This is a genomic window from Peptoniphilus sp. HMSC075B08 (assembly GCF_001815405.1).
Taxonomy (GTDB): domain Bacteria; phylum Bacillota; class Clostridia; order Tissierellales; family Peptoniphilaceae; genus Peptoniphilus_A; species Peptoniphilus_A harei.
This window is the reverse complement of the sequence record NZ_KV820458.1, coordinates 66669-87697: the sequence shown is the minus strand read 5'-3', so window position 1 is coordinate 87697 and position 21029 is coordinate 66669. Positions and strand designations below refer to the sequence as shown.

At 34.9% G+C, this 21029-nt stretch carries 17 protein-coding genes and 3 tRNA genes; 12 read left to right on the top strand and 8 right to left on the bottom strand.

The genetic code is table 11. From position 1 onward, the window contains the following. The first annotated feature begins 52 nt into the window (after positions 1 to 52). Together HMPREF3023_RS07075 and mgtE are read left to right on the top strand one after the other, a co-directional pair. On the top strand, positions 53 to 1912 hold the full coding sequence (locus tag HMPREF3023_RS07075; RefSeq protein ID WP_070702059.1) for an ATP-dependent helicase: 1860 nt from the start codon (positions 53 to 55) through the stop codon (positions 1910 to 1912). Next, positions 1896 to 3233: a magnesium transporter gene (mgtE, locus tag HMPREF3023_RS07070; protein WP_070702057.1), complete on the top strand. Its 1338-nt coding sequence runs from the start codon at positions 1896 to 1898 to the stop codon at positions 3231 to 3233. The genes HMPREF3023_RS07075 and mgtE overlap by 17 nt, the downstream gene beginning before the upstream one ends. A gap of 63 nt (positions 3234 to 3296) precedes the next feature. Here the strand turns inward: mgtE and HMPREF3023_RS07065 are convergent, their stop codons facing one another. Genes HMPREF3023_RS07065 through sfsA form a run of 3 tightly spaced genes read right to left on the bottom strand, consistent with a single transcriptional unit; the run spans position 3297 to position 4713 of the window. Beyond that, positions 3297 to 3512, bottom strand: a complete 216-nt coding sequence (locus HMPREF3023_RS07065; RefSeq protein WP_070702055.1) for a DUF6440 family protein — start codon at positions 3510 to 3512, stop codon at positions 3297 to 3299. An 8-nt stretch (positions 3513 to 3520) separates the two neighbouring features. After that, a complete protein-coding gene (locus HMPREF3023_RS07060; protein WP_070702053.1) occupies positions 3521 to 4024 on the bottom strand; it encodes a GNAT family N-acetyltransferase in 504 nt (167 codons plus the stop codon). Next, a complete protein-coding gene (gene sfsA, locus HMPREF3023_RS07055) occupies positions 4015 to 4713 on the bottom strand; it encodes a DNA/RNA nuclease SfsA (RefSeq protein WP_070702051.1) in 699 nt (232 codons plus the stop codon). Before sfsA ends, HMPREF3023_RS07060 begins: the two co-directional genes overlap by 10 nt. 77 nt (positions 4714 to 4790) lie before the next feature. Between sfsA and HMPREF3023_RS07050 the strand changes: the two genes are divergently transcribed. Both HMPREF3023_RS07050 and HMPREF3023_RS09475 read left to right on the top strand, forming a co-directional pair. After that, on the top strand, positions 4791 to 5315 hold the full coding sequence (locus HMPREF3023_RS07050) for a cysteine hydrolase family protein (protein WP_070702049.1): 525 nt from the start codon (positions 4791 to 4793) through the stop codon (positions 5313 to 5315). 50 nt (positions 5316 to 5365) lie between these two features. Beyond that, positions 5366 to 5524, top strand: coding sequence for a hypothetical protein (locus HMPREF3023_RS09475; protein WP_168165803.1), 159 nt, complete (start codon positions 5366 to 5368; stop codon positions 5522 to 5524). A 172-nt stretch (positions 5525 to 5696) separates the two neighbouring features. On the opposite strand, the gene HMPREF3023_RS07040 is transcribed toward HMPREF3023_RS09475, so the two are convergent. The 3 genes from HMPREF3023_RS07040 to HMPREF3023_RS07030 form a co-directional block, all read right to left on the bottom strand. Continuing rightward, positions 5697 to 5772: transfer RNA gene (locus HMPREF3023_RS07040), tRNA-Phe, on the bottom strand. Between the two features lie 7 nt (positions 5773 to 5779). Beyond that, a tRNA-Ile gene (locus HMPREF3023_RS07035) sits at positions 5780 to 5856 on the bottom strand. Between the two features lie 7 nt (positions 5857 to 5863). Beyond that, positions 5864 to 5955: transfer RNA gene (locus HMPREF3023_RS07030), tRNA-Ser, on the bottom strand. A 277-nt stretch (positions 5956 to 6232) separates the two neighbouring features. Between HMPREF3023_RS07030 and HMPREF3023_RS07025 the strand changes: the two genes are divergently transcribed. From HMPREF3023_RS07025 to HMPREF3023_RS07015, 3 genes are all read left to right on the top strand, one after another. Next, entirely contained in the window at positions 6233 to 8290 is a 2058-nt protein-coding gene (locus tag HMPREF3023_RS07025; protein WP_070702045.1) for a heavy metal translocating P-type ATPase, read from the top strand. A gap of 270 nt (positions 8291 to 8560) precedes the next feature. Then, on the top strand, positions 8561 to 8731 hold the full coding sequence (locus HMPREF3023_RS07020) for a DUF362 domain-containing protein (RefSeq protein ID WP_019124611.1): 171 nt from the start codon (positions 8561 to 8563) through the stop codon (positions 8729 to 8731). A gap of 343 nt (positions 8732 to 9074) precedes the next feature. Beyond that, a complete protein-coding gene (locus HMPREF3023_RS07015) occupies positions 9075 to 13352 on the top strand; it encodes a 2-hydroxyacyl-CoA dehydratase (RefSeq protein ID WP_070702043.1) in 4278 nt (1425 codons plus the stop codon). A gap of 96 nt (positions 13353 to 13448) precedes the next feature. Here the strand turns inward: HMPREF3023_RS07015 and HMPREF3023_RS07010 are convergent, their stop codons facing one another. Together HMPREF3023_RS07010 and HMPREF3023_RS07005 are read right to left on the bottom strand one after the other, a co-directional pair. Then, entirely contained in the window at positions 13449 to 14399 is a 951-nt protein-coding gene (locus tag HMPREF3023_RS07010) for a copper amine oxidase N-terminal domain-containing protein (RefSeq protein ID WP_070702289.1), read from the bottom strand. A gap of 14 nt (positions 14400 to 14413) precedes the next feature. Next, on the bottom strand, positions 14414 to 14902 hold the full coding sequence (locus HMPREF3023_RS07005; RefSeq protein ID WP_070702041.1) for a hypothetical protein: 489 nt from the start codon (positions 14900 to 14902) through the stop codon (positions 14414 to 14416). 99 nt (positions 14903 to 15001) lie between these two features. Between HMPREF3023_RS07005 and HMPREF3023_RS07000 the strand changes: the two genes are divergently transcribed. From HMPREF3023_RS07000 to HMPREF3023_RS06980, 5 genes are read left to right on the top strand one after another with little or no spacing between them, the layout of a single operon-like run. Beyond that, positions 15002 to 16324 carry a CCA tRNA nucleotidyltransferase gene (locus tag HMPREF3023_RS07000; RefSeq protein WP_070702039.1) on the top strand — a complete coding sequence of 441 codons (1323 nt, stop codon included), beginning with the start codon at positions 15002 to 15004 and terminating at the stop codon, positions 16322 to 16324. A 4-nt stretch (positions 16325 to 16328) separates the two neighbouring features. After that, positions 16329 to 17672 carry a phosphoglucosamine mutase gene (gene glmM, locus HMPREF3023_RS06995; RefSeq protein ID WP_070702037.1) on the top strand — a complete coding sequence of 448 codons (1344 nt, stop codon included), beginning with the start codon at positions 16329 to 16331 and terminating at the stop codon, positions 17670 to 17672. A gap of 9 nt (positions 17673 to 17681) precedes the next feature. Further along, the gene (locus HMPREF3023_RS06990) at positions 17682 to 18515 is read left to right on the top strand and encodes a DegV family protein (protein WP_070702035.1); all 834 of its coding nucleotides are present in this window, start codon (positions 17682 to 17684) and stop codon (positions 18513 to 18515) included. 27 nt (positions 18516 to 18542) lie between these two features. Continuing rightward, positions 18543 to 19661: a 5-bromo-4-chloroindolyl phosphate hydrolysis family protein gene (locus HMPREF3023_RS06985; protein WP_070702033.1), complete on the top strand. Its 1119-nt coding sequence runs from the start codon at positions 18543 to 18545 to the stop codon at positions 19659 to 19661. A gap of 2 nt (positions 19662 to 19663) precedes the next feature. After that, positions 19664 to 20785 (top strand): toxic anion resistance protein, encoded by a 1122-nt coding sequence (locus tag HMPREF3023_RS06980; protein WP_070702030.1) that lies wholly within the window; start codon positions 19664 to 19666, stop codon positions 20783 to 20785. Positions 20786 to 21029: the final 244 nt, after the last annotated feature.

Sequence of the window (21029 nt, the reverse complement as noted above, 5' to 3'; positions counted from 1 at the left end):
AATAGATTTAAAATAATCGGCCTATAGTTTAAACTATAGGAGGAGGGATAAAGTGAATTTAACACCAAGTCAATTAAAAGCTGTAGACCACTTTGAGGGTCCTGCCATCGTATTGGCAGTTCCTGGAGCGGGAAAAACTACTATGATCCTTTACAGGACAAAAAAATTAATAGAGAGGGGAGTGGACCCAAAGAGCATCTTAACCATTACTTTTTCAAAGGCCCAAGCAGTGGATATAAAAAATCGTTTTGTAGGAATGGATGGGGACAGGACTGTCCACTTCTCCACTATCCATGCCTTTTGCTACTCAATTGTAAGGGATTATTCCAAAAAGTATGGCAAGTCCCTTAGCTTAATTGATTCTAATATGAAAAAGAAGTACGAGATCCTAAGAGACATCTACAGGTCTGTTAATAATTCTTATCCCACAGAAGAGCGAATTGAGACTGCAATCTCAGAAGTTGGCTATTGCAAGAATATGATGATGTCGCCCCAGTCTTTTGCCAAGACCAAGAGGTGTGACACAGATAATTTTGTGAAATTCTTTGAGACTTATGAGAAGTTTAAAAAAGACAAGAACTTAATAGACTTTGATGATATGATAAATCTTTCTTACTATGTCTTAAAAAATGACCCGGCAATAATGAAGAAGTACAGGGACAGGTTTAAGTTTATCCAACTTGATGAGGGACAAGACACTTCTAGGAGCCAATTTATGGTTTTAAAGCTCCTTGCCAAGCCTAGCAACAATTTATTTGTTGTTGCCGATGACGATCAGTCTATCTATGGCTTTAGGGGAGCCAATACAGAGGAACTTTTTAAGCTTCAAGATGAATTCGATGACATCAAGACTTTTTATATGGAAGACAACTTCCGTTCCACAAAAAATATCGTAAATATTGCAAATATTTTTATTGCTCAAAATGAAAAGAGGTTTGAAAAAACCCTTGTGACAGAAAATCCCTTTGACAAGCCTGTCAATATAATTAAGGTCAAGGAGCCAAGGGACCAGTACGCCCTAATAGAAGAGGAACTAAAGAAAGAAGATGGTGACATAGCCGTCCTCTATAGGAATAATCTATCAAGCATTGGCCTTGTGGAGTATTTTGAGAGAAAAAATTATGAATTTAATATTAAGGACAAGAAGACCAAGTTTTTCTCCCATTTTATAACACGTGACATCTTGGATATTTTAAATTTTGCCCAAGATTTGTCAGATATAGACCTTTATGAAAAATTTTATTTTAAGTTGAAGGGTTATATTTCAAAGAGACATATTGAATACCTAAAGAGACATAGGGGGAAAAATGTATTCAACATCCTAAAGGACTATCCAGACCTTCCTCCTTATTACAATAAAAATATCAATGGTCTACTTGTTGGCTTTAAAAAGATTGCAAGGATAAGTGTCTATGAAGCTATAGATTATATTGACAAGGAAATGGGCTATGGTGATTATCTAAGAGAAAATGCCAAGAGGTTTATGGAAACGGAATCCACATTAAATGAATACCTCTATTATTTAAAGATGATTGCCAAGTCAGCTAAGTCCTTAGACTTATTCATTGGAAGACTAAAGGAGTTGGAATATGACCTCTTAAAGGCCAGGGACACTGATGAAAGGCTTACCTTCTCCACAATCCACTCAGCCAAGGGGCTTGAATTCTCCAAAGTCTTTGTTGTAGACTTATATGAGGGAACTCTGCCCTCCACTTCAAGCATTGAGGACCTAAGAGAAGATCCAGACCTCTATGAAGAGGAGAGACGCCTATTTTATGTGGCCATGACCAGGGCAAAGAGGGAGCTCTTCCTCATGTATTCCCACTACACTAATGGAAAGAAAAATGAAATTTCTTCCTTTGTGACAGATTTAGAAACTTTAGCAGGAGGAAAAAGTGAACATAATAGATGAAATAAAAAATATAATTTTAGAAAGAGATGAGATAAAAGCAAATGAGCTCTTTGATGAATATCATCCAGTTGATATATCTCTAGAGCTAGAAGAATATGAAGACGATGAACTTGAAGTTTTTGTAAAATTACTAAACAAGGAAAATCTTGGACTCTTGTTAGAGTCATCTGAAGAAGATTTGGCAGTAGATATAATGAAGTTTTTCACCAATGAAGAACTTATTGAGGCCTTTGCCTTTATAGAAAATTCTATAGTGGCAGACCTTCTTGGATTTCTTTCAACAGTTAGGAGAAAGGAAATCTTGTCTAAGTTAAAAAGTGATAAACAAAATGTCCTAAAGATGATTCTCTCCTTTGATGAGGAATCTGCAGGTTCAATTATGGCTACAAATTTTATAGCCCTTAAGGAATATTTAACTGCTGACCAGGCTGTTAAGAAATTAATTGCAATTTCCCCAAAGACAGAAATTATAGACAAGATTTTTGTGACAGATGATAAGCACAGACTCAAGGGTATTGTAACAATGAGGGACCTCTTAGTTTGCCATGCAGATGCTCTTTTAAAGGATCTTATGGAAGGCTGCGATTTCTATGTCTATGGGACAGACGACCAAGAAGTTGCAGCCAATCTCTTCTCCAAATACGAGTTAGATATACTTCCAGTTGTAAATAATAACATGGCAATCCTTGGTGTTATTACATCAGACGACATCATCGCCGTTATTGACCAAGAGCACAACGAAGATATGTTGCAGATGCACGGGGTTAACGCCGATGAAGAATACGACTCAAGCATATTAGAATCCTTTAAGTCGAGAATTCCTTGGCTTATTGTAAATCTTGTGACAGCCTTTTTGGCTTCATCAGTTGTAAAGGGATTTGAATCAACAATTTCTCAAGTGGTTGTCCTATCAGCTGCCATGCCTATTGTAACGGGAATGGGTGGAAACGCAGGATCACAAACTCTTTCAATTATTATTACCTCCCTTGCAAGGGGAGAGTTGTCCCTAAAGAAGGACTTTAAGCTTATTTTTAAGGAAATTTTCTTGGGACTTACTGAAGGGGCAATAATTGGTCTCTTGGCGGCAGGAGTTTTTGTCTTCTGGCACCACAATCTTTACCTGGGACTAATACTATTTTTGGCAATGATTTTAAATATGATAATTGCTTGCTCCATGGGCTTTTTAATTCCACTAATCTTAGACAAGTTCAAGGTGGATCCGGCAATTGCATCATCAATATTTTTGACAACTTTTACAGATGTATTTGGATTTTTTATCTTCCTAGGTCTGGCAACAGTTTTTTTACCGAAATTAATATGAAAATAAAACCACAGTCTTTTAAGTATTAAACTTTTAGACTGTGGTTATTTTTTGCTCAAATATTTATATTCTTTCCTTGTAAGATGCGATTTCTCTTTGATTAGAAACAATAACTTTTCCCTCACCATCAAGAAGGGGAGTGATTCCCATGCCGTAACCGGCGCTTATATAGAGATAATTAACGCCAGTCTCTGTGTCCAAAAGAATTTTCATGGACTCAGTAAGAAATCCTTCTTTAAAAATCTCAATAAATCTTTTGTCATCCTTATTTTTAAACATTTTTAACCTCACAATACTTTTTCAAAGGCAAGTCTTTCATTCTTGCCAGAGAGATAAACTAGTCCAACGTAGTTATAATTTAGGGACTTTAAAAGTCCTTGCATTGTTTTATTTCCCCTGTGGGTGTCAATCCTCACAGACTTAAAACTATTTTCTCTTGCATAGGCTTCTGCCAGCTCAATGACCTTTCTTCCGTAACCTTTCTTTCCTTGGCTCTCAAGTGTCCCAATCCTATGAAGGGCCACATAGGGCTTTGGACTTTGCCAAGTTCCATCCAAGTTATTTTCATAATCGATGTCGAAGTCATAAATAATTACAGTGGAGACAACTTTACCATGGTCTTCTAAAACAAAAATATTATTATTGTCTATAAGGTCTTTAAAATTATCAAGATTTGGTTTGTCTTGACCCTGCCATTGGTCAAGTCCCAAGGACTTTAATTTCTTCGATCCATCATCATAAATCTTTAAAATTATTTCTCTATCATCTTCACTTGCAAGTCTTAATTCCATTTCTCCTCCAAAATAACAGGGACTTTCTTATTAAGTTCTATTGAATTTCTTGTGACTATTGAATCATAGGCGAGAACCTTGACTCCATTTTCACTTGCTTCCTTGAGTCCTTTAGAAAAATCTGGGTCAGTTAAATAATTTGGTGTAAAGAACTCAACATCTTCCATTTGGATTACAAAGAGGACAAAGGTCTTGTAGTCCTCATGGGATTTATCTAGTCCCTTGACGTGCTTAAGCCCTCTCTTAGTTGGAGCGTCAGGGAAGGCAACCACTCCGTCTTTTTCAAGGGTAACTCCCTTGACTTCCATGAGAGCTTTTTTGCCCTGGCCCTCAAGATAAAAGTCGAAGCGTGAGTCCCTGTAAGTGTATTCTCTCTTTATAGTTTTATATTTAAAACCCAGGTCGATTTTATTTTTAAGTAGGGCCTCTTCCACAACTTGGTTGGGAGCCTGAGAGTCAATATTTATAAGCCTATTGCCCTTCATAACTCCAATAAGTGTATAAGAAGTCTTTCTATTAGGATTATCGTTGTAGGTTAAAAAGACTGTTACTCCTTCAATAAGGAGCTCCTTGCAGCGGCCTGTGTTTGGTACATAGACCTCAAGGGTTTTGAAACCCTTCTTGCAATAGGATATAAATCTATTCTTTCTATATAAAAATTCTGCTTTAATTACGCTAGTGTATTTCATAAGTCACCCCAAAATATTATACAAGTAACTTTAATTTATGTAAAATTTGGAGTAAGATAGGGAAAAGGAGGGAGATAATGGACGTTTTAGTTGTTATTGATATGCAAAATGACTTTGTAACAGGATCTCTAAAGGCAAAGGACGGAGAAAATCTTTTAAAAAGAGTTGTAGAAAAAGTTGAAGACTTTGATGGGGAAGTGGTCTACACCCTTGACACCCATCATGATGATTATCTTTCAACAAATGAGGGAAAGAACCTTCCAATTGAACATTGTATTAAGGGAACTTGGGGTCACGATATTTCAAAAGAATTAAAGCTGACTAAGTCCTTTGAAGGAGCAAAGAAGTTCGAGAAAAATACCTTTGCTTCAGTTGAACTTGGAGAATATCTAAGAAAGTTAGACGAGGAAAAGGGAATAGGGGACATTTATTTTCTTGGTCTTGTTGCAGACATCTGTGTGGTTTCAAATATTTTATTAGTCAAAGGCTTTTTGCCAGAGAAAAACATTTATATCTATAAGGATTTGACAGAAGGCTTAACAGATGAAAAGAAGGCATCAGCCTTAGATGTTTTAGATTCTTGTCAGGTGAAGATAATTTAAGTCTTATAAGTTTACGAATTTATTATTATGGAGAAAATACCAGAAAATTTTTGGAATTTGATGAGTTCTTTCATGTAAGATTTGTAGACGAGAAAAATTATAAGTATGACTTGGACATGAAAGCCATAATAAAATATTGTAGGGAAAATAAACTTGATCCAGAAAAATTAAGTGAAAAAGAAATAGAAAAATTTAAAATTTTGAAATAGAAAAAGCACACGAGCTATAATGCGAAACTTGCATAAGCAGTGTGCTTTTTTATGTAAGAAATTCTTGTGGCAAAGAGTCGACAAGTAAAAATATTTCACAGGAGCCAACAAGTAGCCAACTTTTACAATAAAAAACCCTTGAAACCAAATGATTTCAAGGGTTATAAAAAAATGGTGCCCAGAGCCGGAATCGAACCAGCGACACGAGGATTTTCAGTCCTCTGCTCTACCGACTGAGCTATCTGGGCAAGTAAATGGTGGGCCTTCAGGGACTTGAACCCGGGACCTACCGGTTATGAGCCGGGCGCTCTAACCAACTGAGCTAAAGGCCCTCACCATTGGCGGAGAAAGAGGGATTTGAACCCTCGCGACCCTAATCGGGACCTACTCCCTTAGCAGGGGAGCCTCTTCAGCCACTTGAGTATTTCTCCAAATTGAAGGTCACTCTTTAGCAACTTACTCTACCTATTCTAAAGTAATAAGTTTGTTTTGTCAACCGTTTTTTAAAAGTTTTTAAAATTTAGTTAAAATTTATGTAAAATCTTCAAAAAACAATATCAAGGCTTCTCTTGCTTAAGTATTATCTCATAGATAATAAAAAAAATAAAGTCTTAATTGAAATCTATTGACAAAAATTTAAGAAGACATATAATGAATATATGAGCAAGTATCGAAGTATAAAAATGTAAAATAAAAAAGGAGGAATTTATGGATAAATATATTTTCCATTTAAGAGGTCTTACCTGTGCCAATTGTGCAGGCAAGATAGAGGAAGAACTTAAATCAAAAGATGAACTCAAAAACTTGCATTACGACTTCTTAAATGACGAACTTGTATTTGAATCAGAAGAAGATTCAATAAAACTAAAAAGAAAAATTCAGGATATTGTGGATTCCATTGAAGATGGAGTTATTGTAACAGAAGATATAGGTGAGGAGATTGAAGAGGAGGAAGAGGAAGAAAACTTTTCAATCTACAAGGCCATTCTTGTCTTCATAGGTCTTGTAGCCTTACATTTTGTAGATTTAAATGAGAAATTTACATTAATTTCTTATTTAATTCTTTACATCATAATTGGCTACGATGTTATCAAGGCTTCTATTTCAAAAATTTCTTCAGGTAATTTTATGGATGAAAAATTCCTGATGACAGTGGCTTCTCTCGCTGCAATTATTTCTGGCGAGTATGCTGAAGCCGTGGCAGTAATGCTCTTTTATAGTGTGGGAGAAATTATTCAAGATAGGGCAGTGGACTCTTCAAAGAAATCCATTAAAGAAGCCTTAAAGTTAAAACCGGACTTTGCCAACCTAAGACTCAATGGAGAGATTGTAAAAGTTGATCCAAGTGAAGTTTCTATTGGTCAAGTTATTTTAATCAGGCCAGGAGAAAAAGTTCCCCTAGATGGAAAAATTATAAAGGGTGCATCTAACCTTGACACATCAAATATTTCTGGAGAGTTTGCTCCAGTATCTCTCGAAGCAGGAGATGAAATTATATCTGGTTTTGTTAACTTAGATTCTTCTCTTGAAGTTGAAGTAACAAAAACTTATAAAGAAGGAACTATTGCAAAAATTATTGATATGGTAAAAAATGCCAGCGTCAATAAGGCTAAAGTGGAGAAATTTATCACTCGATTTGCAAAAATTTACACTCCAATAGTTATTGGCCTTGCAGTAATTTTATTCTTATTCTTAAATTTTGCAACAGATCATACTGCTAAGGAAGCACTTTACAGAGCGGCCATATTTTTGGTTATTTCCTGTCCATGTGCTCTTGCAGTTTCTGTTCCACTTACAATATTTGCAGGAATTGGATCTCTTTCAAGAAGGTCAATCTTCGTGAAGGGTGGTAACTCTATTGAAGCCCTAACAGATATTGATGGAATTGCCTTTGATAAAACTGGGACAGTCACTAAGGGAGAATTTACTATTGCAGAAGTGGAAGAAGTCTCTGGATCAAGAGATGAAGTTTTAGAAATTGCCTCTGTTGGAGAAGCTTATTCAACTCACCCTATAGCAAAGGCTATTGTAAAAGCTTTTGAAACCAATAAGACACCTGACCACTTAAATAACCTTGGCGGCAAGGGTATAGAATTTGATCTTGAAGGAAAATCTTATCTTGTTGGTAACAAAAAATTAATGGAAGATTTTAATATAAAACTTGATGGCAGCAAAGAGTCAAATTATGTAGATGTATTTGTGGCAGACAAGGAAAAAGTCCTTGGGATTATAAAATTAAAAGACCAAATAAAGGATGGAGTTAAGGAAAGTGTAGATGAGCTTCACAAAAGAGGCGTTAAGACTTACATGTTTTCTGGCGACAAAGACAGGGTAGTAGAAGAAATCGCAAAAGAAGTTGGCATTGACTACTATAAGGGCTCTCTTTTACCAGAGGACAAGGTAAGTGAAATTAAAAAAATTGAAAAAGACAAAAGAATTGCCTTTGTTGGTGACGGAACTAATGATGCACCTTCACTTGCATCAGCATATTTAGGTATAAGTATGGGTTCTGGATCAGATATTGCCATAGAAACTTCTGACATTGTTCTTTTAAAAAATGATATTTCTTCTATTGTAAGAGGAATTGATATAGCCAAGAGGGTAAAGAAAATTGCCTACCAAAATATTTTTATTGCCTTGTTCTTAAAAGTTGTAGTATTAGGACTTGGAGCAGTGGGATATGTTTCTATGCCTCTAGCAGTTTTTGCTGATGTAGGTGTTGCCCTACTTTGTATTGTCAATTCACTTAGGGTTTTTAAAGAATAATAAATCATAGTAAAATGCTATGATTTATTAGCTTTAATGAATACAATACTCATTTAAAAAAGATTTTTCAAAAAATAAAAAAATATAAATTAGTCTGAAAAGCTTGAAAATACTAAAGCTCATTAAAAAACCAAAAAATTAGAAAAAATTTATCATAAAAAAACAATAATAATGATTGAAATATTAAAAAGCTTATGTTAATATAATGACAGAAGATATGAATATAAAAATTCATAAATTTTGGTATAATTTTTATGGAGGTAATGAAAAATGGCATATGTAATTAACGATTCTTGCATCGCTTGTGGTGCATGTCAACCAGAATGTCCAGTTGGATGTATTAGCGAAGGAGACATCTATACAATTGACGAAGCTCAATGTATCGATTGCGGTAGCTGTGCAGCAGTTTGCCCAGTTGGAGCTCCAAATCCAGAAGACTAATTTACTTAAAAAGAAGATAGGTTTCGGCCTATCTTTTTTTATTTTATTATTAAGTTAAAGACTGTCCTTAGGTGGGCAGTTTTTTATTTTTCGAAAATCACCTTTTACTGTTATAAAAATCACTAAAGTAGTTTATAATAGAAGGAGCAATTACTAAGAAATGTCAAATATTTAAATAATAAACATCAAACTTTGGATATTTTTTTCTTGTAATTGCAAGAAGAAAGTGCAATAATTATTTATCTCAAAATGTTTATTAGATATCAAACATTTTTTAGATATTAAATTAAAAATACTTATATATAAAGTTTAGTGACTTTTATTTTGAAAGGAGAAAGTGACTATGCTAATTCATATGGGATTAGACGTTGGTTCAACTACTGTAAAGCTAGTAATACTAGATGAAAAATTAAATATTTTATATAAGACTTATAGGAGACATTTTTCTGATGTAAGAAAAACTGTCAAAGATGTAATAAATGAAGTTTATCCACAATTTAAATACGACACAGTAACTGTAAATGTAACTGGATCAGGAGGACTTTCTGTTCATGAATTCTTGGGTATTGATTTTGTTCAAGAAGTTGTTGCGGGCAGGGAAGCTATCTCTTGTTTTATTCCAAAGACTGATGTGGCTATTGAACTTGGTGGAGAAGATTCAAAAATTACCTATTTAAGAGGATCTGTAGAACAAAGGATGAATTCTATTTGTGCTGGAGGCACAGGGGCCTTTATTGATCAAATGGCATCCCTTCTTCAAACTGATGCTTCAGGTCTAAATGAAATGGCAAAGGACTATAAAAAATTATATCCAATCGCTTCAAGATGTGGTGTTTTTGCAAAGACTGATGTTCAAGCTCTAATCAACCAAGGGGCAAGCAAGGCCGATATTGCCATTTCAGTTTTTCAATCTGTTGTAAACCAAACAATCTCAAACCTAGCATGTGGTAGACCAATTAGGGGCAATGTTGCCTTCTTAGGTGGTCCCCTTCACTTCCTTCCAATGTTAAAGGAAAGATTTGTAGAAACTTTGGACCTAAGTGAAGATGAAATCATTGCACCAGAAAATTCACAAATTTTTGTTGCCCTAGGAGCAGCTCTTGCAAGTTTTGACTCTAAAGCTATGTCCTTTGTAGAACTTTATAATAAGGTAAACACAAGTGGAGATACTGTCATAAAAGAAAGTGACGTCATGCCAGCCCTCTTCACAAGTGATGAAGAAGTTAAGGAATTTAGGGAAAGACACAAGACAAAATCTTTAAAAAATATTGACCTAAAATCTTATGAAGGACCAATCTATCTTGGAATAGATTCTGGTTCCACAACATCAAAAGTGGTGGCAATTTCTGATAAAAATGAAATTCTCTATTCTTTTTATGGGTCCAACAAGGGAAATCCTCTTGACATTGCCATAGAAAATTTAAAGGAAATCTACAAGGAAAAAAATGACAAGGCCTACTTTGCTGGCTGCGGCACAACTGGTTATGGGGAAGAATTTTTGAAGGCTGCTTTAAACTTAGATTTTGGGGAAGTTGAAACTATTGCCCACTTCACTGCAGCAAAATATTTTGATCCAGATGTTGACTTTATCCTAGACATTGGTGGACAAGATATGAAGTCCATGAAGATTAGGGATGGAGTAATTGAGTCCATCCTTCTTAATGAAGCTTGCTCAGCAGGATGTGGTTCTTTCTTAGAAACTTTTGCTCACTCAGTAAATATGACAGCAGAAGAATTTGCTAACGAAGCGACAAAGTCAAGAGAACCAGTTGACCTTGGATCACGTTGCACAGTTTTCATGAACTCCAACGTTAAACAAGCACAAAAAGAAGGAGCATCTGTTCCAGATATTTCTGCAGGACTTGCTTACTCTGTAATAAGAAATGCCATCCAAAAGGTAATCAAGGTGAGAGACCCTAAGGACTTAGGTCAACACATAGTTGTTCAGGGTGGAACCTTCTTATCTGATGCAGTCTTAAGAGCTTTTGAAAACTTAACTGGAGTTGAAGTTACAAGACCAGAGATTGCCGGACTTATGGGTGCCCTTGGTATGGCTTTAATCTCAAAGGAAAAATCAACTGGCAAATCAAATATAATTTCTAAGGAAGACTTAGAATCTTTTGAATATAAATCTATTTCAACAAATTGTAGACAGTGTACTAACCAATGTGCCCTTTCTGTAAATGTATTTCCTAATGGAAAGAGATACATCACTGGAAATAGGTGTGAAAAAGGAGCAGGTCACGTTAGAAACAAGGAAGACCAACTTCCAAATATGTATGCTTATAAGTATGAAAGAGTCTTTGACTACAAGGCTCTTCCAGAAAAAGAAGCACCAAGGGGCATTGTTGGTATCCCAAGAGTTTTAAATATTTATGAAAACTATCCTTTCTGGCACAGCTTCTTTACAGAGCTGGGATATTCAGTTGTCTTATCATCAAAGTCATCAAGGGAAATTTATGAAAAAGGAATTGAGACAATAACAAGTGAAACTGCTTGCTATCCTGCAAAAATTTCTCACGGTCACATTGAAGACTTAATCGAAAAGGGCATAGATTTTATTTTCTATCCAGCAGTCTTCTATGAAGAAAAACAATTTAAAAATGCTGACAATACATTAAACTGCCCTGTAGTTGCAGGTTACTCTGAAGTTATAAAAAATAATGTGGATGACATAATTGATGGAAAAGTTAAATTTATGAATCCCTTTATTTCCTTTGACAACAGGAAGAAACTAGAAAAGAGATTGGCTGAAGTCTTTGATTTTATTCCAAAAAATGAAGTTAAAAAAGCAGTTCGTGCAGGCTACGAAGAACAAGATAGGTATAGGCTTGATGTCTTAAATGAAGGAAATAGGATTCTCGAAGAAGTTAATAAGAAAAATCAAAGAGCTATTGTCCTATCAGGCAGGCCTTATCACATTGACCCAGAAATAAATCACGGTATACCTGAACTTATAACAAGCCTTGGTCTTGCTGTTATCTCTGAAGATGGGATTGCCAATAATGTAGAAATTGATTCAAGACTTAGGGTCCTTGACCAATGGAACTACCATTCAAGACTTTATAGGGCAGCTAAATTTGTTGGAGAGCATGAAAACTTAGAGCTTGTACAACTTAACTCCTTTGGATGTGGGATTGATGCAGTGACAACTGACCAAGTCCAACATATCTTGGAGTCCTACAATAAAATTTATACGGCCCTAAAGATTGATGAAGTTTCTAATCTTGGTGCAGTAAAAATTAGGATTAGGTCTCTAATAGAAGCAGCTGAGAAGAGAGAGTTCGAAAAAATCGATGCAGAGCTTGAAGGTCTAATTGACGATGATCCAGTAATCTTTACAAAAGAAATGAAAAAGGATTATACAATCTTGATGCCACAAATGGCGCCCCTTCACTTTAGCATCTTTGAACCAATCCTAAGACAAGAGGGAATTAACATTGAAGTCCTTCACGATACAGGACACAAGGTTGTCAATGAAGGTTTAAAATATGTAAACAATGACGCTTGTTATCCATCAATCTTTGTCGTAGGACAATTTATTGACGCTGTTAAATCTGGCGACTACGACACAGACAAGTTGGCCCTTTTAATGAGTCAAACTGGTGGAGCTTGTAGGGCATCAAATTACGTTGGATTTATTAGAAAGGCCTTAAAGGATGCTGGCTATGGTCACGTTCCAGTTATTGGACTTTCCTTCCAAGGAATAGAAGAACACCCAGGTTTTGAGTTTGACAAGAGACAAATGGTGAGAATTGGAAGAAAGTTAATCCAAGGCATGCTTTACGCTGACTTAATAATGAGGCTTACTCAAGCAACAAGACCTTATGAAGTAATAGAAGGCTCAACAAATATCCTTCGCGACAGATGGATAGATATTACTACGTCAGAAAACTTGGTTTACAACAAGAGAAACTTTATGAAAAATGTAAATCAAATGGTAAGTGAATTTGATAGACTTGAAATCACAAAGGAAAAGAAGCCAAAGGTTGGAATTGTTGGAGAAATTTTAGTTAAATATCATCCAGCTGCCAATAATCACCTTGCAGAATTACTTGAAAGGGAAGGGGCAGAAGTTGTAATCCCAGACCTAACTGACTTCATGATGTATTCCTTCAAGAATGCGAGGGCTAAGGCAGATAAACTTTCTAAATCACAAGTAAGTGCCTTTGTCTGTGAAATGGGAATTTCTTACATTGAATCTTATAGGAAATTTGTTAGAGAAGCCCTAGCAGGTACTAGATTTATTGTTCCAGAAAAAATTGAAGAGATTATAAAGTACGCAGAAAAATACGTTGACCTTGGAAACCAATATGGAGAAGGTTGGCTCTTAACTGGCGAGATGGTTGAGTTAATTGAATCAGGTGTTGAAAATATTATTTGTGTTCAACCTTTCGGTTGCCTTCCAAACCACATCACAGGTAAGGGAGTAATAAAGGCCATTAGGTCTTCTTATGAAAAAGCAAATATAATTCCAATTGACTACGACGCATCAGCTTCTGAAGTAAATCAATTTAACAGGATCAAGCTTATGCTTTCACAAGCAAAGAAAAATATGGAACAAGGCGAAGACAAATACAACAGAGGATACCTAAAGAAAAAGGCAAGTATTAAAAATTAAATAAATTGATATAAACAAAACCCCTCAAATCAATGAGGGGTTTTTTGATGGATAAATTTAATTTTAAATCAAAAAATAAAATTTAAACAAAAGAAATTAAAGTTTATTAAAAATATTTTTTAAAGTTTTGTCTTGTAACAAGTTATCTGTTGAATCTTGTTTTTCCTTTTGGTCCTTGTAAACTTCAATGTCCTTTTGAGCTTTGTAGTCCTCTCCCTTAAGAGCTGCCTTAAAAGAATCTGTTGCTTCTTGCATCTTAACTTGGAAGTCAGTTAATTCTCTTATAAAAGATTTTGCAGCTTCTTCGTCCTTAGCCATAATAGAATTCTTTAGGCCTGGAAGAATTTCTAGGGCCTTCTCACTTGCTTCTAAAGTATATTGGTGAGAAGATTTAAATTTTTCTGGAACATCAAGGGCTTTTATCTTATCAACAGTAGATCTGATTTCTCCATCTGCTTTTTCATAGGCATTAGCAAGTTCAGCGTCACTTAGCTTAGCAGCATTGTCAAAGAAAGATAATTTTAAATCTTTAATAGACTTATTCAAATCACCTTGTAAAGATGTTATTTCTTTTACATACTTATCTTCATCTGATGACAAATCTACAATTGAAGATCCTTGTCCTTTATTGTCATTAATAATAACCTTGAAGTTCTTATTATCCCACTTAACTTCTGCCTTTAGATTTTCAGCAACAAATCTTAGGGGAACAAAAGTACGTTCCTTTTTAATTGAAGCAGGAGCATCAAGTTTTAATTCTTTTCCATTAACTTTTGCCTTTGTTGAATCAATTGTAAGAGAAATGTTTGTGTCCTTGCCACTAATTCCAACTTCTCTCTTGTCATTATCCCAAGTAACCTTGTAGCCAAGAGTTTCTGAAATAAATCTTATGGGAACCATAGTCCTTTCATTTTGAATGTAGGGATTAACGTCTGATTTTATAATTTTTCCATTGTACTCAATAAGAGGACTTCTGCCTGCAAAAACATTTGAAGTCACAAAGATCATAAGTACAAGAGAAAATAGAATAGATCTAAATTTTTTCATTCTCATCTTCCTCCTTATTTGCTCTTTAATGATGAAGTGTAAGAGTTTGGATCAAATTGTTTTTCAATATAAATTAAGTTTGAGTCCTTGTCTCCTTGTAGCTCAATAAAAGCTCCGTCTCTTGTAGTAGGAGAAACTTCTCCCTTTTCATCGTCCCTATAGAAAATTAAATATTCCTTGTTAGGGCTTAGATTCTTTGGAACATCTACTTTAATTTGAGATAGGTCTCCCTTATAATCCTTTAAGAAGGAAACAGACATACCTTCAGCAGTAGATGTTGAAATTCTAATTCTTGAAATATAATCAGAGTTTTTGATTAGTTCGTTAACAGCTTCCTTATCAAAGTTTGAAGTAGTAACTTGCTCTTCATCAGTCTCTTTATCAGTGACTTCTGATGTAACTTTTGCTTCATTAGCTTCAGCAGGAGCTTGGTCTTTTTTGCCACAAGCAGAAAGACTTAGGCTAAGAAGCAATGACATTGAAATAATAAAAATCTTTTTCATGTTATACCTCCAATTTTAGTTCATTATATCACAAGAGAAGGGCTTAATTATATAATTTTAAATTAAGAACAAGAATGTTATAATGAAAAGGGTGATAGAATGCCAAAGGATGTCCTATTTATATTAAATAAACTAAGAAAAAGTGGCTTTGAAGCCTATATAGTTGGTGGGTCTGTGAGAGACAAACTCATGGGCATAGAGCCACACGACTACGACATAACAACTTCTGCAAGACCAGAGGAAATTAAAAGAGTATTTAAAGACTATAAGACTGTCTTAGTTGGTGAAGACTTTGGAACAGTTGGCATTTTACTAGACAAGACCCTCTACGAAGTTACAACTTTTAGGATTGACGGCGACTATGTAAATAACAGGAAGCCAGAAAAAGTTATTTTTTCGGATAATTTAACAGAAGACTTAAAAAGACGTGACTTTACTATTAATGCCATGGCTATGGATGGGGGTGGAAGACTTTATGATCCCTTTGATGGCCAAGCTGATATAGAGAATAAAATAATTAGGGCAGTTGGCAATCCTAATGAGAGGATAAGAGAAGATGCTCTTAGGATGATGAGGGCAATAAGATTTGCTGGAAGGTTTGGATTTTTTATCGAAGAAGAACTTTTTGATGCCCTATCATTGAATGCAGGACTCTTAAAAAACATTGCTCCAGAGAGAATTTTTGATGAGTTTTCAAAGATGATTACAGGAGAAAATCCATCAAACTACTTGCTCTTAATGGAAGAGACGGGAATCCTCGATGTGATTTTCCCAGACCTCAAAAGAACAGTTGGCTTTGTTCAATTTTCTCCCTACCACGACAAGACTCTCTTTGATCACTTGCTTTGCGTAATGGATAATGTGAAACCAGACTTGAGTCTTAGACTTGCTGCGCTTTTCCATGACATATCAAAGGTGGACACCTTGACAATAGGAGAAGATGGCATGGGACACTTTTACGGACACGAAGTTCTTGGTGGAGATAAGGTAGAAGAAATTTTAAAAAGATACAGACTTCCCAATAAAACTATAGAAAAAGTTAAAATCTTAATCTTAGACCACATGAAGGTCCATGCTGAGATGACAGATAAGGCCCTAAGAAGGCAGATAAAAAGAGTTGGAAGGGATAATGTTCTTGACCTCTACGACCTATTAATTGCCGATTGCATGTGCACAAGAATAGATAGAGATGCATCTTTTATTATAAATAGAAAAAATAGGGTAAAAGAACTATTAGACGAAAAAGAAATGAAAGCTGAAAAGTTTTTAGAAATAAATGGAAATGACATTAAGTCCTTGGGATTCTCTCAAGGGAAAATTATTGGAAAGATTCTAAAGGACCTAGAGGAAATGGTCTTAGATGATCCAGAGAAAAATACCAGGGCTTATTTATTAGAATATATAGATAAAAATTACAGGTGATAAAATGACAAGATTGTTTGGAACAGATGGAGTTCGTGGAATTGCAAACAAAAAGCTAACTCCAAAACTTTGTTACGATATAGGAAGGGCTGCAGCTTATGTACTTGCCAAGGGCAAGAAGGGCAAGGTCCTAGTTGGAAGAGACACAAGACTTTCAGGAGACCTAGTTGAGTCTTCTCTTGTGGCAGGTTTTATGAGCATAGGGCTTGATGTAGACCTAGCAGGAGTAATCCCAACTCCAGGTGTTGCCTACTTGACAAGGACTGGCGACTACCTATGTGGAGTTTCTATCTCTGCGTCTCACAACCCTTATGAACACAATGGGATCAAATTTTTCTCCTCAGAAGGGCTTAAGCTTGATGATGAGGTTGAAGATGAAATAGAAGAAAAGATTCTTTCAACTACAAAGATATATAAGGACGTAACAGGCCATGAAATTGGAAGGCTAAATAGGTCTCATGAATTCACACAAAGATATGTTGACTACTTAAAGGGACTTGTTGATCTTGACTTTTCTGATTTTGAAGTTGCAGTAGATGCAGGTCATGGTGCCCAATCACATATAGCTGAAGAAGTTTTAAAATCTTATGGTGCTAAGGTTAAAATTATTAACAATGAGCCAAATGGAAAAAATATAAACGACTCCTGTGGTTCAACAAATCCTAGTTTAATTCAAGAACTTGTAAAAAAAGAGGGAGCAGACATTGGAATGTCCTTTGATGGTGATGCCGACAGGATTATTGCCGTTGATGAAGAGGGAAACATTGTTGATGGTGACCATATACTTGCAATAGTAGCAACTTATTTAAAGGAAGATGACAGACTCAAAAATAATGCTGCTGTTGGAACTATTATGTCCAACATGGGACTTAAGAAGTATCTTGAAAAAATCGGTGTTGATTTTGTTGAGACAAAGGTTGGGGACAGGTATATTCTTGAGAAGATGTTATCTGATGATTATATAATTGGTGCAGAACAATCTGGCCATGTAATCTTCCTGGACCACAATACAACAGGAGATGGACTTGCAACAGGCATCCACCTCTTAGAAATTATGAAAGAAACTGGCAAAAAATTATCTGAATTAAATAAATTGATGAAGGATTATCCTCAAGTTCTAAAAAATGCAAAAGTTCGTGATGACTTGAAGAACAAGTACCAAGAGTTTCCAGAAATTATGGATGCAATAAAAGAAGTGGAAGAAAACTACCATGGATCTGGAAGAGTTGTAATAAGACCATCTGGTACAGAAGCTCTTGTTCGTGTAATGATTGAAGGGGAAGACCAGGATAAACTTTCAAGTGATGCTGACAAAATAGTAAAGCTTATTGAAGATAAATTGAATTAGGAGCAAGTAATGTACAAGATTATATCAGACACAAGTTGTGATTTAAGAAAAGATGAGATAAGGGACCTGGGTATTGAGTATGTACCATTTAAAATTTCAATTGATGGAAAAGATTATACAGATGATGAGAATTTAAAGATAGATGAATTCTTAGAAGCCATGGAAAAGACAGAACATCCAATAAACACAGCCTGTCCATCTCCTTATGATTATCTTAAGATTATTGAAGAAAATAAGGACAAGGATATTTATATTTTGACAATATCTTCTAAGCTTTCTGGATCTTATAACTCTGCAAAAGTAGCAGAAGCTGAAGCTAAAGAAAAGTTTGATGGAATTAATATTCACGTTATTGATTCCAAAGCTGCATCAGCAGGGACAACTAGGATTGCTTTAAAGTTACTTGACCTTGTAAAGGAAAGAAACTTTGATGAAGTTGTTGAAGAAATTGAAAAGGAAACAAATCTTGAGACTACAATGTTTGTCCTAGAATCCATGAAGAACCTAATAAAAAATGGGAGAATAAAAAAGACAGCAGGCCTTATTGCCAATGTTTTAAATATTAGGCCAATTATGATTTCCAATGACGGTGAAATCGAACTTTTTGAAGTCAATCGTGGAATGAAAAAGTCCCTTGATAAAATGGTTAAGGCAATTGAGACTAAGTGCAAGAGAGAAAATCCAGACCTAATTACAATTTCTTATGTAAAGGACAAGGATAGGGCAGAAAAACTAAAGGAAAGAATTGAAGACCTCTATGAGGGTGCAAAAGTACACCTTAGACATACTAACGGCTTGTCTTCTGGATATGCCGACATAGGAGGAATTGTCATAGCTTTTTAAGTAGAAGATGGCTTTTTGAGGTGAAGAATGAGAAAAAATAGGGAAAATAATTTTCAAGACAAGATAAACGACGCCTTCAGAGATGAAAACTTTAAAGAAATTGGAGAAATAATTGGAGAGGGAATTGACACAGCAATAGATGTTACAAAGAGATCAATTTCTAACTTTGTTAATAAGAATAAGACTAAACTCCCTTACTCTATACAAAATGATGACAGGATAATAAATCAAAATCCAAAGACTGTAAACAGGGTAAAAACATGGGGATTTGTCGCAAAAGTTTCAATTGTGGGTCATCTTTTTGCTTTGTTTGGTTTTCTTATGGATATGTTTGATACTTATGGATCAATAAGAGAAGATTTGCCAGCCTTAATTTTTTGGATAATTCCTGCCCTTGTTATTTCTTTTTATGCAAACTTTAGAATAAAAAAATTAAAAGACCAAATAATTAGGTTTAGAAAATACAATCGTGAAATTGGAAATAATACAGTGATTCCAACTCAAGATCTTGCAGCAGTAACTGCCAAGCCTCTTGATTTTACAATAAATGATCTTTTAAATATGATAGAAAAAGATTACTACAGGCAGGCAAGGATTGTTGAAGATGGCAAATTATTTATCTTAGATTCAAAAACTTATAAATTATACAAGGAAGAAGCCCTAAGAGATCCTAATGAAAAGATGGAAGAACTTGAAAATCAAGAAAATAGTGAGAGGGCAGAAGAACTTCTCTTGAGAGCCAAGTCTTACGTGACGGAGCTAACTAAAATCGAGGGAAAAATTTCTTCTCCAATGGATGAAAAAATTAGAGAACTCTTAAAAATAATTGGAAAGATTTTTGAACTCTTAAAGGAAAATCCAAGTACAGCGTCAGATTTAAATAAGGCAATAAATTATTATCTGCCAACTACTCTTAAGCTTTCAAATTCATATTTAGAAATGAAGGAGAAGCCAACAGAATCTGTAAAGGGTTCTCTAAGAGATATTGAAAATACCATGGACATTGTAATAGATGCTTTCATGAAGATTTTGGACAATATTTACCAGGAAAAAATAATGGACTTATCTTCAGACATGAGCGTTTTGAAGTCCATGCTAAAGCAAGAAGGACTTTTAGATAAGGATGAATTTAAAATTGGGAGGTAAAAGTGGATAGAGAAATAAAATTATCACTATCAGATGACTTTGATGAAATTCAAGATGATGAAAAAATTATCTTGAAGGAAGTTGAAGAAGACAAGGAGCTTAAGCTAAGCCCAGAGGAAGAAAAACAAGTTAATGATTTTGCAAAACAAATTGATATAACAAATTCAAATATAGTCCTTCAATATGGAGTTGGTGCTCAAAGAAAAATTTCAAACTTTTCTGAGAAGACCCTAGAGTCTGTTAAGACAAAGGATCTTGGAGAAGTTGGAGACTTATTATCTGGAGTAGTAAATGAACTAAAGACCTTTGACCTTGATGAGGAAGACAACAAGTTCCTTGGATTTTTCAAAAAACAAGCCAATAAGATGACTTCTATAAAAACTAAGTACGACTCTGCAGAAAAAAATGTCAATAATATTATAAAGACTCTTGAAGACCACCAAGTTACACTTATGAAAGACATTGCCATGCTGGACCAAATGTATGATTTAAACGAGTCATATTATAAGGAACTTAGTATGTATATCTTGGCCGGCAAGAAAAAACTTGAAGAGGCAAGGAATGTAGAGTTGCCAAGACTTCAAGAGAAGGCTCAGGAGACCAACCTTCCAGTTGATGCACAACGTGCCAACGATTATGTGAATATGATTTCTAGGTTTGAGAAAAAGCTTCACGACCTTGATCTAACTAGGATGGTTTCAATCCAAATGGCACCACAAATTAGGATGGTTCAATCTTCTAACACAGTTATGGTTGAAAAGATTCAATCAACTATTGTAAACACCATTCCACTTTGGAAGTCTCAAATGGTTATAGCTCTTGGAGCAAATCATTCTAAGGAAGCTGCCAAGGCGACAAAAGAAGTGACTGACTTAACCAATGAACTTTTGAAGAAGAATGCAGAAACCTTAAAGCAAACTACTGTTGAAACTGCAAAATTATCTGAGAGGGGAATAGTTGATATGGAAACAATAAGACACACTAATGATCAACTAATATCTGCCTTAAATGAAGTTCGTGAAATTCAAATTGAAGGTCATAAGAGACGTGAAGAAGCTTCACAAGAACTTAGAAGGATAGAAGAAAATTTAAAGTCTTCTCTAGTTGAAATTGCAAATAAATAAGAATTTAAAAATTAATAAGATAATAAGAGCCGAGAGAAATCTCGGTTTTTTTATTGGGAAATTTATGAGAAGAAGAGATGGGTTTATGAAATTGAATTATAATTCAAAAATCTAAAAAAATTGTTGAATTATTTTCTTGGAAAACTTTTAAGAGTGAACAAATAAAAAAAGCTCCAGCCAATGTCGAAAGGACAAAAGCAGGAGCCTTAAATTTTATAGATTATTTTATAAATTTATCTATAGA

Coding starts and splice junctions, on each gene's coding strand:
- HMPREF3023_RS07005 (WP_070702041.1), bottom strand. CDS start 14,902: ATGAAAAAGATTTTTATTATTTCAATGTCATTGCTTCTTAGCCTAAGT.
- HMPREF3023_RS07020 (WP_019124611.1), top strand. CDS start 8,561: ATGGCATATGTAATTAACGATTCTTGCATCGCTTGTGGTGCATGTCAA.
- glmM (WP_070702037.1), top strand. CDS start 16,329: ATGACAAGATTGTTTGGAACAGATGGAGTTCGTGGAATTGCAAACAAA.
- HMPREF3023_RS07025 (WP_070702045.1), top strand. CDS start 6,233: ATGGATAAATATATTTTCCATTTAAGAGGTCTTACCTGTGCCAATTGT.
- HMPREF3023_RS07050 (WP_070702049.1), top strand. CDS start 4,791: ATGGACGTTTTAGTTGTTATTGATATGCAAAATGACTTTGTAACAGGA.
- sfsA (WP_070702051.1), bottom strand. CDS start 4,713: ATGAAATACACTAGCGTAATTAAAGCAGAATTTTTATATAGAAAGAAT.
- HMPREF3023_RS06990 (WP_070702035.1), top strand. CDS start 17,682: ATGTACAAGATTATATCAGACACAAGTTGTGATTTAAGAAAAGATGAG.
- HMPREF3023_RS07010 (WP_070702289.1), bottom strand. CDS start 14,399: ATGAAAAAATTTAGATCTATTCTATTTTCTCTTGTACTTATGATCTTT.
- HMPREF3023_RS07015 (WP_070702043.1), top strand. CDS start 9,075: ATGCTAATTCATATGGGATTAGACGTTGGTTCAACTACTGTAAAGCTA.
- HMPREF3023_RS07060 (WP_070702053.1), bottom strand. CDS start 4,024: ATGGAATTAAGACTTGCAAGTGAAGATGATAGAGAAATAATTTTAAAG.
- HMPREF3023_RS07065 (WP_070702055.1), bottom strand. CDS start 3,512: ATGTTTAAAAATAAGGATGACAAAAGATTTATTGAGATTTTTAAAGAA.
- HMPREF3023_RS07000 (WP_070702039.1), top strand. CDS start 15,002: ATGCCAAAGGATGTCCTATTTATATTAAATAAACTAAGAAAAAGTGGC.
- HMPREF3023_RS06985 (WP_070702033.1), top strand. CDS start 18,543: ATGAGAAAAAATAGGGAAAATAATTTTCAAGACAAGATAAACGACGCC.